Genomic DNA, 14,268 nt, shown 5'->3' with positions numbered 1-14,268 from the left:
TACTGATTTTTTTTCAAACATTGAAAATGCAAGTTTTAATCTTTTTAATTTTCTAATATCTTTATTAAACCAAGCAGAAAGAATATTTTTAAATTCACTACCCTCTCCATCTAATATGGAAGGCATTATTAGAATTCCAAGAAAAAACACTATTCCAAAGATTGAAGATAAGGTATCTTGCAAAGTCCATTCAAAAGGAAACTCAAATAAAAGCTTTTTTAATAAATCTTCATAAATTGATACAGAACCAATTGCTAGCATTATTACAATAACTGAGATTAATGATAATAATGCTGATGAAAATCTTTTTTTAAAAAAGTAAATAAAGGAATTTCCTCTTAAAACACTAAGGTCTATTTCAAACTGTTCTAAAGTATCATTTTCACAAAATGTAATATTTACTTGATTCTCTTTTTCATTCTTTGAAATGATACTGTCAGTAATTTTTTTTCTTTTTGATTCAAAAAGTTTTGATGTATAAACACTACAGTTTTTTTCATTCATTCTTATTCACTAAAACCTTGCTTTGCAAGTTTATTTTGTACAGGGTCACTAAACTTATAAACTCCCTGCTTCAAATCAAATGGTAAATCTTCTAAGCATTTTTTATACTCATTTACAAAATCATCTTCATAAAACTCAAATGCATTTGTTAAGATATCAATATATTTTGCTGGAATAAAACAGTTTTCTGTACTTTTACTTGCAACTCTTTTTTCATTTGTAGTCATAAAAGCAATAATATCTTCATCTAGTTTTTTATTTAGAACATTTGAAGAAGAGATTGTAATACATGAATAATTTTTTTCTCTAAGTTTTAATAACTCTAACTCTTCATCTGTAATTTTAACAACTACACCATTTGTAGATTTTTTTTCATCTTTTCTTAGATTTAGAAAAATCCCATTTACTTGTTTTTTATCTTCAAACTCAATAAACTCTATAGAGTTCCAAACTTTATCATAACCTTTAATATTCACAGGAATCAAATCTTCTTGTTTTAACTCTCTTTTAAAAGATTTTTGAGCACTTACTAAATTTATTAGTGAACCATATCCAAATAAATACATTAAACAATTTTCTCACTACAAATAACAATTCCATCAGGATCAACATAAACATAATCTCCTGATTTTATTTCAACATTATCAATTTGTAAATTTACGTTTATTTCACCTTTTTGCTCAGGAATATATTTTTTTGGACAAGTACCAATAGCTAATAATCCAAGTTCAAAATCTTTTGTTGTAACTGTATCTCTTACATATCCATTTACAATAATTCCTTCATATTTATTATCACTTGCAAACTTCATTAAGTTATCACCTACAACGGCAAAATATTTTCTATCTACATCTACAACTACAACTTTTCCAGAACCATCATTGTTTTTTAGTAATGATGCTAAATCTTTATTATTTTTATCAAGTTTTACTGTAATTATTTCACCTTGAAACTTTTTAGTTCCTCCATAAGACTTAAAATTAGGCCCTAAAACTTCTGTTCTTTCACTATATTGATCACATAAATCTGCTGTAAAAAATCCCATATAACATCCTTATTTATTAAAATGTGTATATTATCCCATTTTATTATTAATTTATTCTTATTTTTATTAATTTCATCTCAAATATGATAGAATCATTTTTTAAAAAAATAAGGATTAAAATGCAAAATAAAAAAGTTTTAGGAATATCAATAGTTATATTGTTAGTATTATTTTTAGGTGTTTCATATATTTATAAAAATCAACAGTCTCAAGCTGTTTTATTAAATGCTAAAGTAAATAATTCTGCTTTAGTTAGAGAACACTCAATTGTTATAGGAAATGAAAAAGCAAAAGTTGAATTAGTAGAATTTTTTGACCCAGCTTGTGAAACTTGTGCTATGTTTCATCCATTAGTAAAAGAAATCATGAAAGAAAATGAAGGAAATATCAAACTTGTTTTAAGATATGCACCTTTTCACGCAGGTTCAGCAGATGTTGTTAGAATGTTAGAAGCAACAAGAAAACAAGGTCAATTTATGAAAACTTTAGATTTAGTTTTTCTAACACAAAGAATTTGGACTATAAATCATACTGCTGATTTAAACAAATTATGGGGTGTTTTAATACAATCTGGTCATTTAGATATGGATAAATTAGTAGATGATATGAAAAATCCTGAAATTGATAAAATTATTAAACAAGATTTAGCAGATGCAAAAGTTCTTGAAGCTAATAAAACTCCATCATATTTTGTGAATGGAAAACCTCTTGAAGTATTTAGTTTAGAGCATTTAAAAGCTTTAATCAAATCTGAACTATAAATAAAAATGAAGGACGAAAAGTCCTTCATTTTATTATTAATTACAAACTCAAAATCTGTATAAAAAACACACTTTTAATACACTTACCAATCCTATAATTAAGCTATAGTTAATTTAAGGAGATTAAAATGGACACAAAAAGCATAAAGTCAAAACTTCTAATACTGTTATTTCTTAGTATTTCATGTTCTTTTTTTATACTTGGTTTTTATAACACAAAAAATGCGTATAATGCCCAATATAATTTAATAGAACAAAAAGAACTAGATTTATCAAAGCAAACATCAAAATTTATTAATAGTTATCTTCAATCAAAAATTGATATTGTAGAGGCTGTTGCAGATGAATTACCACAAAATGAACTTAATGTTTCTAATAAAAGAATTCTAGAAAAACTTTCATTATCTAAAAAAGCAGGTAATTTTGTTGATTTATATATAGGTTTTGAAGAAAATGGAGATTTTTTATTATCAGATGGATCTTTTTTAAATATTGCAAAAGATAATTTTGATGCAAGAAGTAGACCTTGGTATAAAAGAGCGGTAACAACTCAAAAATCAGGAGTTACAAAACCCTATGTTGATATCACAACAAAAAAACTAGTAGTTACTGTATTTACACCAGTTATGCAAAACAATAAATTAGTTGGTGTAATTGGTTCAGATATTTTACTTGATACTGTTGTTGATTCAATTTTAAATGTAAAAATTGGTAATGATGGGTTTGCATATTTAGTTAACTCTGATGGAACAATTTTTATTCATAAAGATAAAGAATTAATTGATAAAAAAAGTGATTATTTCTCTCAAGTAAAAACAGAAGAAGATAGTGCTTTTGGTGAAGCTTCATTAGATGGTGTAGTAAAACTTATATCATATAGTAAAATTGATGTTACAAATTGGAATCTAGTAGTTCAATTAGATAAAGAAACAATTTTTGAAGATATCAATAACAATGTAATAAAAGAGATTGTTTTATATGTTATATTACTTATTGTTATTTTATTAATTTTATTTATCTCATTACTTAAAATTTTAAAACCTTTAAAAACACTTGAAAATGGTTTATATTCATTTTTCGCTTACTTAAAAGGTGAAGAAAAAAATGTTACAAAACTAAATATTACTACTAATGATGAGTTTGGTAAAATGGCTGCTGTTATTGATACTCAAATAGAGTTAGTAGCACATAGTTTTGAGCAAGATAGATTATTAATTGATGATGTTACAAATGTTGTAAATAGAATCAAAGAAGGTAAACTAGATTACAATGTACAAAAAACTACAACAAATAAATCTTTAAATGAGTTAAAAAATATTTTAAATGAAATGATTGAAACAATTGGTAAAAATGTTGATAAAGATATTAATACTATTTTAACTTCAATCAATGAATATTCACAACTTAATTTTGTAAATAATATATCTAATCCTACAGGAAATATCTCAAATGGATTAAATAAATTATCAGATATTATTAATAATATGTTACTTGAAAATAAACAAAATGGTTTATCATTAGACGAAAGTTCTAAAGTACTACTACACAATGTAGATATTTTAAATAAATCATCAAATGATACAGCAGTTTCACTAGAAGAAACAGCAGCAGCTGTTGAAGAAATCACAAGTACTATTGTAAATAATACAAATAGAATTGCAAATATGGCTCAACATTCAGAGGAATTATCTTCATCAATTAAACAAGGTCAAACACTAGCAACTACAACTGTTGTTTCTATGGATGAAATAAATGAACAAACTCAAGCAATTGCTGATGCTATTACTGTAATTGACCAAATTGCATTTCAAACAAATATTCTTTCACTAAATGCGGCTGTTGAAGCTGCAACTGCTGGTGAAGCTGGAAAAGGTTTTGCAGTAGTTGCTCAAGAAGTAAGAAACTTAGCAAGCAGATCAGCAGAAGCAGCAAAAGAGATTAAAGACTTAGTTGAAAATGCTACTAATAAAACAAACACTGGTAAAAAAATTGCAGATGATATGATTAAAGGTTATATTACATTAAATGAAAACCTTAATAAAACAACAGAAGTTATAAAAGATATTGAAGATGCTTCAAGAGAACAAAAAATCAGTATTGAACAAATTAATGATGTTGTAAATAGATTAGATCAGCAAACACAAAATAATGCTTCAGTAGCAAGTCAAACTCATGAAATTGCTATTAATACTTCTAATATTGCTAGAAAAATATTAGATACTGTAAATGAAAAAGAGTTTAGAGGTAAATAAATAGACTCAAATTTTGATAGGATTCTTCCTATCAAAATATAATACTAAAACTTTTTTACTACTTTTATATAACTAATATGAAATAATTATGTAACTATTAAATAAACTTTTTTCATTGAATACTTTTCACAAAATTCTAAACAAAATATAACAATATTTTAGATAATATTTGCGCCTTTATTGAAACAAAAAAACTAAAAATACTTAGGTGAGCATATATGAAAGTAGTAACAGGAGTTGTAGGTAACGATATACATGTAGTTGCAAATAGACTTATTGATATATCACTACAAGCAAGAGGATTTGAAGTATTTAACTTAGGTGTTAATACTTATTTAGAAGAATTTATAGATGCAGTTATTGAAACTAATGCTGATGTTTTACTTATCTCTTCACTAAATGGTGAAGCTGAGGGTTGGTGTAGAGAACTGAATATACTAAAATCTAAATATGAAGATTTAGATGGTGTTGTATTTATGCTTGGTGGAAATCTAAGTGTTGGTGAAGGGAATGAAGCAGAAATCGTTCCTAGATTTAAAAACTATGGTTTTGATTTAGTATTCCATCAAGTTGATTTAAATACAGGACTTGATGAATTAGAAAAATACTTGAAGGAGAGAGAAAATTGAGTTTACTTCAAGAAGAAAGAAACATAATTGTTCAAAATAAATATGCAGATAATTTTGATTTTGCAGAAATAGAAGATTTCGTAAAAAATGCTTCAAAAGACCTATTTATTTCATATAATTTTAGAAACAAAAATAAAATGTTAGTTCAACCACGAGGTGGTTTTCCTACTTATAAAAAGATGTATTCACTTTATGAGTTTTTTGTAGATGCTGATGTTGATGTATTACCTTGTACAATTGATTCTAATACTAGATTAAATGATTATACAAGTTCAGCAAAAATGCTAAAACTTAGTGAAGAAAATGAAGTTGATATGCTAAATGGTTATCCACTTGTAAACCATGGTTATAGAACTACTAGAAAGATGATTACACATTTTAATAAGCCAGTATCTTTAAGACATGGAACACCTGATGCTAGACTTTTAGTAGAAACAGCAATTGCTTCTGGTATTTTTGAAATTGAAGGTGGACCAATTACTTACCTTTTACCATATTCAAAAAACTTCCCACTTGATAAAGCTTTTATGTATTGGAAATATGTTGAAAGAGTATGTGCTAATTACTCAAAACTAAATGAACCAATCAATAGAGAATCATTTGGACCATTAACAGCAACACTAGTTCCTCCTTGTGTAACTATTGTTATTCAGCTTTGTGAAATGCTTTTATCACTTGAAGAAGGTGTAAAATCATTCTCTGTATCTTTTTCACAAACAGGTTCTATGATTCAAGATATTGTAACTGCTAAAGTTTTAAGAAAGATGGCAAAACACTATGCAGAAGAGATTGGTTGTGGTGATGCACAAGTTAATTTAGTTTATCATCAATGGATGGGTGCATTTCCATCAAATAAAGATTTTTCAGAATCATTAATTAATACAGCAACTATTATTGCATCAATGGTTAGAGCTGATAAAATTATTACAAAAACAAGAGATGAAGCATTTGGAATTCCAACAAGAGAATCAAATGCAAAAACTGTTGCAAATACTCAATATACATTAAGAATGCTACAAGGTATTCCAGATATTACAGATGAGCAAGAAGAAGAGATATTAACAGAAGAAGTTATGTCTATTATGAGTGCTGTATTTAATGATAAAGCTGACACACTTTGGAGAAAAGTATTTAATAGTATTAAAGCTGGAATTATTGATGTTCCATACTCACCACATATTATTAATCATAATGAAGTAGTAACAGTAAGAGATAAGAATAAAAATATTAGAATTATTAAAAAAGGTAATTTACCTATTTCTGATAGATGTTTTGAATATGAAAAATCTCAATGTGATTTAAATAAAGATGCTTCATCAATAGTAAATGATATTATTCATGATATAGGAATTATGCAATGAGCGAAAATAAATTATTAATAGATGTAGGAAGTACATATTTTAAAGTTTGTGCAAATGATAAATTAGAGCAACACTTTAGAGATTTTAATAAAGATATTTATGATGATTTATTATCAAAATGTTCTGATACTATCTCTGCGTTTAAAAAAGAAGAAGTATATATTTGTTCTTCTGCAAATGGTGGATTAACAACATTAATTATTGGTGTTACAAACTCTTTTTCTTTAAAATTTGCTACAAATATTGCTTATAACTCAGGAATTAATATTATTAATACTGTTTTATATCAAAACATTGAAACAACATCAATTCCAAGTGATTTAATTGATGTTGTAATAATTGTTGGTGGTATTGATAGTGTAGAAAATGTTTTTGATGAAAAACTATTTAAATACTTAGAAAACTTAAAGTATTCAAATATTGTATTTGCGGGTTCTACAAAAGATGCAGATTATTTAAATAAAAATATTAAAGATCTTGTACTAATTGAAAATATTATCAATAATAAATTACATGTTGTAGAAGAGCCACTTAAAAACTATTTAACAAATCTTTATCAAGCAGATATCGAAGGAAAAGAAGATATAAAACATTTATATGATTTAACTTCTAACCAAATTTATTCAACACCTTATATTGTGAATAAAACATTACCTTTTATAGATTCAAAATTTGCAGCTGTAAATCCATTTATTTTAGTTGATATTGGTGGAGCTACAACTGATATTCACTATTCAAAAGATTTATCTTATGATAATATGGTTACAGAAAATGAATATGATAGATTAGTATTTAAAAAACTTGGTGTTTTTAAATCAAAAGAATCATTAATCTTTGCAGCTAAAAACAATGAGTTTGTTTATGAATTATTAGCACATTTAAAAGTTACAGAAAATATTTTTAATGAAAACACAGATAAAAGTCTTAGAATATTAATGCAACTTGCAATATTTTTAGTACTATACAAAGTATCAGAGGTTCATCCTTTATATATTAAATTAAAACTACACTTATTAAAATCAGTTGTTTTAACAGGTGGGATTACAAAAGTATTAAGTTTTGAGGAAATTGAAGATATTATTGCATTTTTCTATAAAAAAATATTAAATAGCCAAAATCATCCAAGTATTGTTATGGATTCAAATTATGATATTTGGACTCTTGGAATAAAAAACAAAGGAAATTAAATGTCAATAAATTGTATTAGATCATTAATAGAAGATGCAAATATATCAAATCCTGATAAAGTTGCAGTAACATTAGGACATGAAAAAATTACTTATAGTGAATTGTTTACAAAAGTAAATCAAATTGCATACTATTTAGATGAATTAAATTTACCTAAAAAAAGTAGAATTGGTATTTACTCAAATAAAGGAATTGATCAAGTAATAGCAATTCTTGCTGTTTTATCAACAGATTATATTTTAGTACCATTAACAAAACTTTTACAACCTGAACAAGTTGAGTATATAATTAATGACTGTAATATTGAGTGTATTATTACAGATAGAGTAAAACTAGAATCATTTGAATCAATCAAATTTGATGGAAAAATAATCTCTTATGAAACTACTCATAAAGATTTACCATCTTTTGAAGAGATTTACAAATACTATAATAAACCTTACGAATGTAATATTTCAGGTCATCAAAATGCTGCTATTACTTATTCTTTTGGATTAACAGGAAAACCAAAAGGTATTGTTATTTCTCATAGAAACTTTATAGATTCAGCTCGTGTTGTATCTCAATATTTAAATTTAAAAGAAGATGACGTAATTTCAGGTACATTGATTTTTAATCTTGATTATGGTTTAAATCAACTTTTCTGTTCTTTATATAAAAGAGCAACATTAGCATTACATAGATTTGTTTTACCTAATGACTTTTTTAATCATATTATTAATGATAAAGTTACAGTTATGCCTGTTATGCCTGTAACTATTTCTGATATGTTTGATGAAGATGAAAATAGACTTCCAAGTGCTGAATTATTAAGTAATGTTAGAATTATTACATCATCAGGTGGAAATGTTACATCTAAAATGATTAATGATATTGAAAAATACTTCACAAATGCAAAGTTCTATTCTATGCATGGTTTAACAGAAGCTTTTAGATCAACATATCTAGACCCTACTCAATTAAAAATTAGACCTGATTCTATTGGAAAAGCAATTCCTGATGTAGAATTATACGTAATTGATGAAGATGGAAATGAATGTCCTCCAAGAGTTGTTGGTGAGTTAATTCATAGAGGTGGATATATTTATCAAGGATATTGGAAAGGGCCTGAAGAGACAGCTTTAAGATTTAAATCTGCACAGATTCTTAAGAATATTATTAACCTTGATGGTGAATTAATAGATGAAATTGTAATTGCTACAGGTGATTATGTTTATAAAGATGAAGAAGGTTACTTATATTTTGTTTCGAGACATGATGATATGATTAAAACAAGAGGATTTAGAGTAAGTCCACTTGAAATCGAATCTGTTGTAGAAAAAAATATTTTAAGTATTGATAAATGTGCTGTTTTTTCAATTAGCAATGAAGAAATTGAAGAAGAGATAGTTTTAGTTTATTCAGCAAGTTCTGAACTTAGTGCAAAAGAGATTACTTTTGAACTAAAAAAACACTTAGCATCATATATGATTCCAAGTAAAATAATCTATAAAAAGTCACTACCATTAGTTCCTTCTGATAAAAATAAGATTAACAAAGAAGAACTAAAAAATGAGTTATTAACAAAATAAGTGGAAATGTAGCAATTTCACTTATTTTTTATATTTTTATTGACTAATATCAATGGTTTATTATATTAATTTAATTATAATATATGTAATAAAAAATTAAGGAATTAAAATGAAAAAAATTATTGTAGCAGCAACTTTATTAACAGCATGTGTAGCATTTGCTAACCCTTATGCAAAATGTGTATCTTGTCATGGTGCAAACGGTGAAAAAGCAGCGTTAGGTAAATCTAAAATCATTAAAGATATGACTAAAGCTGAATTCGTTTCTGCATTAAAAGGTTACCAAGATGGTTCTTACGGTGGTGCTATGAAAGGTCTAATGAAAGGTCAAGTTACTGGATTAAGTGATGCAGATATTCAAGCTATGGCTGATCAAATCGCAAAATAATTTCTTTAATAGCTAGATTAATTTCTAGCTATTTTAAATTCTTCAAAGCTTCGTAAATCATCTTACTTTTTGAATTTGTTTCATTATAAAAAGATACCCCAATACCAACATTAATTGTAATATCCTCTTTTGGATGATAAATAACTTCAGAACTAATATCTCTTTTTATATCAATAAAACTACTATCTAATTGCTCTTTTGCAACAAAACATAAAATTACAAATTTATCACTTTCATATCTATAAGCATGACCATTTAAATATTTTGCATGTTTTCTAAGTTTTTTTCCTAAAACTCCTAGAACTTTATCCCCTATTTCTTGCCCAAAATTACTATTTATTGCTTTAAATGAATTAATATTTATAAATAAAGCTGTAAGAAATGAACTATTACTTTGATTTGTAAATACATCTAAATCATACTCTAGTTTTCTTCTATTAAAAATATTAGTTAAATAATCTTTATTTATATCATTTTGCATAAGCTCTTTTTCTTTTAATAACTGCTCAATTAGATTATCTTTATAGTTTTCACCCATTGTAGTGTTTTTTTGTTCTATTACTTTTCCTAAGTTAAATACAAAACAATCTTTTTCTTTTGAAAACTCAACCCTATTACACTCTATAATTAAAGATGGTTTATCATTTCCTAAACCATTTGAAATAAATAACTTGGAAATTTGTTTAACTTCATAAATGATTTTATCATCTACTATTTTTGGCTCATATAACTCTTTTTTCCAATGCTTGCTTGCTTGTTTTTCTAAAGTTTGTGTTTTAATTAATAATATATCTTCAAATATATCTTTTGAAACCAATAGTTTATATATATTTTCTTTTTGCATGCAAAACTATATCTGTATATTACTTAGCTACTAATGATAAATTTAAATAAAATACCCTTTTTTAATTAGCTAAGAAATGAGAAGATGATACAATCAGAAAAAATTATAATACTAAGGTTACTAATGTTTTTCTTAAGTCTAAAAAAAGCTATCAATATTGCTTTAATTTCATCAACACTATTTTTTACAGCTTGTTCTGTTAAAGAGCCTACAAATTTAAGTATAAATGATTTAGCCAAAAACTCTGTTTTAGCGAATGATGATTTTATAAAACAAGACCAAGAGAGTAAAAAGTTTTTAGAAAAACATTTTTATCCATGGAAACAAAAAAAAGTTAGTTATTCAAAAAAAGAAGCAATGTGGGGCTTTTCTTATAAAAATAAAAAGATTTATTTAGAAAATCATCGAAAGGCAGATAAATCATGGTTTGATAAACAAATAGATAATTCAAATTTTGATGATTATAATACAGTACTAAAAAAAGCAATTACATTAAAAAATACAAATGTAAGAGTATTTCCAACAAACTCTGTAATGTTTTATAATCCAATCAAACAAGGTGAAGGTTTCCCATTTGATTATAATCAAAACTCATTGCTAAAAATAAACACACCAATATTTGTATCACACTTTTCAAAAGATAAGGCTTGGGCTTATATTCAATCAAGTACAGTTGGTGGTTGGGTTTTAATAAATGACATTGTATTTGTAGATGAAAAGTTTATAAATGAATTTAAAACAAAAGATTATTTTGTATCAATAAAAGAGAAGTTTCCTATTTATGATACTACTTTTAGAGAGTATGTAAAAATCGCAACTATTTTTCCTAAAAAGTATGGAAAATATTTAATCGCTTCTAAGAATTATGATAAAACTGCAAGTGTAATTTATACAGATATAAGTGAAAAAAACATCTCATCTATGCCTTTTAAATTTAATGAAGAAAATAGAATAGCTATTGCAAAATCTTTAATAAATGAACCTTATGGCTGGGGTGGATTACTAAATAATAGAGATTGTTCAAGCTTCACACAGGACTATTTTGCTGTTTTTGGTAAATTTTTACATAGAAACTCAAGATCTCAAACAACAAATGGCAAGTATGTTGATATTTCAAATTTAACAAATAAAGAAAAAAAAGAGTTTATTAGTAAAAATGCCGTACCTTTTTCTACATTGGTTTATTTAAAAGGTCATATTATGTTGTATATTGGAGATAAAAATAATGAACCACTTGTAATGCACAATATGTGGAGTGTAAAACTAAAAAATATTTGGGGTGCAAAATCAAGACATATAGTTGGGAAAGCAAGTATTACTACTCTTGAGCCTGGTAAAAATCTAAATAACTTCGATGAAGAAAATAATGTATTAAAAAAGATAAAAGGTATAGTAATTTTATAAAAAAGTAAAGAAATTCATTGATTACTGTCAATATTTTACATATATTTTGATAAAATAACGCAGATATAATAAATAGGGATTAATGAATGAAAATATTAAATTATCAATATAAAAGTGAAGCTTCTTTAAAAGAGTTTATTGAAGAAAACAATATTGAAAATTTAGATAAAACTTTTATCCAAATATTTTATTCAAAAATTGATGATACATCAAAAATAATTGATTTAAAAAACTTTTTAAATCAATTATTACCAAACTCATCAATTATGGGAACATCAACAGCAGGTGTTATTAATAATACAACTAATGAAAACTGTATTCAAATATCATTCTCTATTTTTGAAAAATCAACTACAAAAACAAGATCTTATAATACTACTGATGCAAAAGAGATTATAAGTGATATCAAAAAAAGTATTCTTCAAAATAATACAAAACTACTTGTAGTTTTTGCAAATACCTTTAAAATTAATTCAAACGAAATAATAAACCTAATAAATAATGAACTTCCAAATGTTGTAGTTTGTGGTGGAAATTCAGGTGATGATTTTAATTTTAAATCAGGTTTAGTGTTTACAAATAAAAATGATGATGCAACTATTTCTATTACATCAATAAATTCAGATTATTTAAATGTTGCTACTAATTATTTACTAAATTGGCAAACAATTGGTAAAAATATGACTATAACAAAAAGTCATGAAAATATAATTTATGAGATAAATAATCAAAGTGCAGTTAATATATATAAGCAATATCTAGGAAATGATGTATCAAATAATTTACCAGAATCAGGAATAGAATTTCCACTAATTTTTATAGAAAATGATATAAATATTGCAAGAGCACCTATTGCTTTAGGAGATGATGGTTCTTTAGTGATGGCAGGATATATAAAAGAAGGTACAGAAGTAAAATTTGGTTTTGCTAATATTGCTTATATTGAAGAGAATAATCTAAGATCAATTCAAGAAAAAGAGCATAAGAGTTCTGAGGGAATGTACATTTATTCATGTTCTGTTAGAAAAAAAATCTTAGGTGAATTCTTAAATGATGAATTAGTATTACTAAACACTATTTGTTCAACAACTGGATTTATAACTTATGGTGAGTTTTATTGTGATTTAGAAAGTTCAAAAAAATCTTCGCTTTTAAATATTACAACGACGTATGTAACTCTAAGTGAAAATAAACAAGAAAAATTTGAGCTAAAAGATTCAAATACAAATCCAAAATCTAAACATAGTATGACATTAAAAGCTTTAACTCATTTAACTGATAAAACTACAAAAGATTTAGAAGAGTCTATGTATTATTTAAAACAATTTAAAGATGCAATGTTTTCATCACTGATTTTTTCTTCTGCTGATAAAAAAGGAAATATCACACATATAAATAAAAACTTTGAAAAAATATCAGGCTATACAAAAGAAGAATTATTAGGAAAACCTCATAATATTGTACGTAGTCCAAATATGAAAAAAGCTTTTTTCAAAGATATGTGGTCTAAACTAAAAAGATTTGAAGAGTGGAAAGGTGTAGTTCAAAATCTTAATAAAAATGGTAAGTTTTATTATGTATTATCTCATGTTTTTCCAATATTAAACAGTGATGGAAGTTTAAAAGAGTATATTTCAATAAGACATGATATTACAGATACTGAAAGAAGAAGAGAAAGATTAGAAGGTAAAGTTGAAGAGCTAAATGATTTAACACTTGATAAAGAAGCCCTACTCTCTCAATATGCAACTGCAATTGATAATTTTGGTTCTACTTATAGATTTAATTTAGAATTTAATATCACGTATGAAAATGAAGTTTTTAAAGATACTTTTTGTAATTTAAAGAATACAAATGTTAAAAATATTTTAGATAAAGAGTTTTACGAAAACAATTTTAAAGATATTGAAAAAACAATTTCAAGTAAAAATAAATACAAAGGAATAATAAAATATTTCTTTAAAGATAAGACTATTTTAATTGACTCAACAATCACACCTATTTTGGATAAAAATAATAATATCTTAGAATATATGGTTATGGGATATGAAATAACAGAAGTAATCACAGCAAAACAAGAGATTATTGATACTCAAAAAGATATTATTTTTACAATGGGTGAAATTGGTGAAACAAGAAGTAAAGAAACAGGAAATCATGTAAAAAGAGTTGCTGAGTATTCAAAAGTTTTAGCTCTTTTATGGGGTATGAACGAAAAAGATGCTGATATTTTAAAAATGGCAAGTCCAATGCACGATATTGGAAAAGTTGGAATCCCTGATAATATTTTAAATAAACCAGGTAAATTAACAGCAGATGAA

13 protein-coding genes are annotated in these 14,268 nt (G+C 25.4%); 9 read left to right on the top strand and 4 right to left on the bottom strand.

Annotation, left to right across the window (positions count from 1 at the left end; genetic code table 11):
• The 3 genes from ACERKK_RS05605 to rraA all read right to left on the bottom strand — a co-directional run.
• The coding region (locus tag ACERKK_RS05605; protein ID WP_373772100.1) for a hypothetical protein at positions 1 to 504 on the bottom strand (504 nt) is incomplete at its 3' end.
• A 2-nt stretch (positions 505 to 506) separates the two neighbouring features.
• The gene (locus ACERKK_RS05600; protein WP_373772099.1) at positions 507 to 1,070 is read right to left on the bottom strand and encodes a gamma-glutamylcyclotransferase; all 564 of its coding nucleotides are present in this window, start codon (positions 1,068 to 1,070) and stop codon (positions 507 to 509) included.
• Positions 1,070 to 1,549: a ribonuclease E activity regulator RraA gene (gene rraA, locus ACERKK_RS05595; protein ID WP_373772098.1), complete on the bottom strand. Its 480-nt coding sequence runs from the start codon at positions 1,547 to 1,549 to the stop codon at positions 1,070 to 1,072. The genes ACERKK_RS05600 and rraA overlap by 1 nt, the downstream gene beginning before the upstream one ends.
• Before the next feature lie 119 nt (positions 1,550 to 1,668).
• On the opposite strand from rraA, the gene ACERKK_RS05590 reads away from it, so the two are divergent.
• The 7 genes from ACERKK_RS05590 (at position 1,669) to ACERKK_RS05560 (ending at position 9,699) form a co-directional block, all read left to right on the top strand.
• Positions 1,669 to 2,310, top strand: a complete 642-nt coding sequence (locus ACERKK_RS05590; RefSeq protein ID WP_373772097.1) for a DsbA family protein — start codon at positions 1,669 to 1,671, stop codon at positions 2,308 to 2,310.
• A gap of 128 nt (positions 2,311 to 2,438) precedes the next feature.
• Positions 2,439 to 4,562 carry a methyl-accepting chemotaxis protein gene (locus ACERKK_RS05585; protein ID WP_373772096.1) on the top strand — a complete coding sequence of 708 codons (2,124 nt, stop codon included), beginning with the start codon at positions 2,439 to 2,441 and terminating at the stop codon, positions 4,560 to 4,562.
• A gap of 218 nt (positions 4,563 to 4,780) precedes the next feature.
• Entirely contained in the window at positions 4,781 to 5,191 is a 411-nt protein-coding gene (glmS, locus tag ACERKK_RS05580) for a methylaspartate mutase subunit S (protein WP_373772095.1), read from the top strand.
• A complete protein-coding gene (locus tag ACERKK_RS05575) occupies positions 5,188 to 6,552 on the top strand; it encodes a methylaspartate mutase (protein ID WP_373772094.1) in 1,365 nt (454 codons plus the stop codon). The genes glmS and ACERKK_RS05575 overlap by 4 nt, the downstream gene beginning before the upstream one ends.
• A complete protein-coding gene (locus tag ACERKK_RS05570; RefSeq protein ID WP_373772093.1) occupies positions 6,549 to 7,739 on the top strand; it encodes a glutamate mutase L in 1,191 nt (396 codons plus the stop codon). Before ACERKK_RS05575 ends, ACERKK_RS05570 begins: the two co-directional genes overlap by 4 nt.
• The gene (locus ACERKK_RS05565) at positions 7,740 to 9,311 is read left to right on the top strand and encodes an AMP-binding protein (RefSeq protein ID WP_373772092.1); all 1,572 of its coding nucleotides are present in this window, start codon (positions 7,740 to 7,742) and stop codon (positions 9,309 to 9,311) included. It begins immediately after the preceding gene.
• A 109-nt stretch (positions 9,312 to 9,420) separates the two neighbouring features.
• On the top strand, positions 9,421 to 9,699 hold the full coding sequence (locus ACERKK_RS05560; RefSeq protein ID WP_373772091.1) for a cytochrome c: 279 nt from the start codon (positions 9,421 to 9,423) through the stop codon (positions 9,697 to 9,699).
• Positions 9,700 to 9,727: 28 nt separating this feature from the next.
• Here ACERKK_RS05560 and ACERKK_RS05555 read toward each other — a convergent pair whose 3' ends face one another.
• Positions 9,728 to 10,543, bottom strand: a complete 816-nt coding sequence (locus ACERKK_RS05555; protein WP_373772090.1) for a GGDEF domain-containing protein — start codon at positions 10,541 to 10,543, stop codon at positions 9,728 to 9,730.
• A gap of 123 nt (positions 10,544 to 10,666) precedes the next feature.
• Here ACERKK_RS05555 and ACERKK_RS05550 point away from each other — a divergent pair, with 123 nt between their 5' ends.
• Both ACERKK_RS05550 and ACERKK_RS05545 read left to right on the top strand, forming a co-directional pair.
• On the top strand, positions 10,667 to 11,947 hold the full coding sequence (locus ACERKK_RS05550) for an SH3 domain-containing protein (RefSeq protein ID WP_373772089.1): 1,281 nt from the start codon (positions 10,667 to 10,669) through the stop codon (positions 11,945 to 11,947).
• An 86-nt stretch (positions 11,948 to 12,033) separates the two neighbouring features.
• A partial coding sequence (locus ACERKK_RS05545) for an FIST N-terminal domain-containing protein (protein ID WP_373772088.1) occupies positions 12,034 to 14,268 on the top strand: 2,235 nt, incomplete at its 3' end.

Source organism: Poseidonibacter sp. (assembly GCF_041821165.1).
GTDB lineage: Bacteria > Campylobacterota > Campylobacteria > Campylobacterales > Arcobacteraceae > Poseidonibacter.
This window is presented reverse-complemented; position numbering and strand designations above follow the sequence as displayed.

What these genes read in the sequence shown, in the direction of transcription:
- ACERKK_RS05600 (WP_373772099.1), bottom strand. Translation starts at nt 1,070, where the DNA reads ATGTATTTATTTGGATATGGTTCACTAATAAATTTAGTAAGTGCTCAA.
- rraA (WP_373772098.1), bottom strand. Translation starts at nt 1,549, where the DNA reads ATGGGATTTTTTACAGCAGATTTATGTGATCAATATAGTGAAAGAACA.
- ACERKK_RS05590 (WP_373772097.1), top strand. Translation starts at nt 1,669, where the DNA reads ATGCAAAATAAAAAAGTTTTAGGAATATCAATAGTTATATTGTTAGTA.
- ACERKK_RS05585 (WP_373772096.1), top strand. Translation starts at nt 2,439, where the DNA reads ATGGACACAAAAAGCATAAAGTCAAAACTTCTAATACTGTTATTTCTT.
- glmS (WP_373772095.1), top strand. Translation starts at nt 4,781, where the DNA reads ATGAAAGTAGTAACAGGAGTTGTAGGTAACGATATACATGTAGTTGCA.
- ACERKK_RS05570 (WP_373772093.1), top strand. Translation starts at nt 6,549, where the DNA reads ATGAGCGAAAATAAATTATTAATAGATGTAGGAAGTACATATTTTAAA.
- ACERKK_RS05565 (WP_373772092.1), top strand. Translation starts at nt 7,740, where the DNA reads ATGTCAATAAATTGTATTAGATCATTAATAGAAGATGCAAATATATCA.
- ACERKK_RS05560 (WP_373772091.1), top strand. Translation starts at nt 9,421, where the DNA reads ATGAAAAAAATTATTGTAGCAGCAACTTTATTAACAGCATGTGTAGCA.
- ACERKK_RS05555 (WP_373772090.1), bottom strand. Translation starts at nt 10,543, where the DNA reads ATGCAAAAAGAAAATATATATAAACTATTGGTTTCAAAAGATATATTT.
- ACERKK_RS05550 (WP_373772089.1), top strand. Translation starts at nt 10,667, where the DNA reads ATGTTTTTCTTAAGTCTAAAAAAAGCTATCAATATTGCTTTAATTTCA.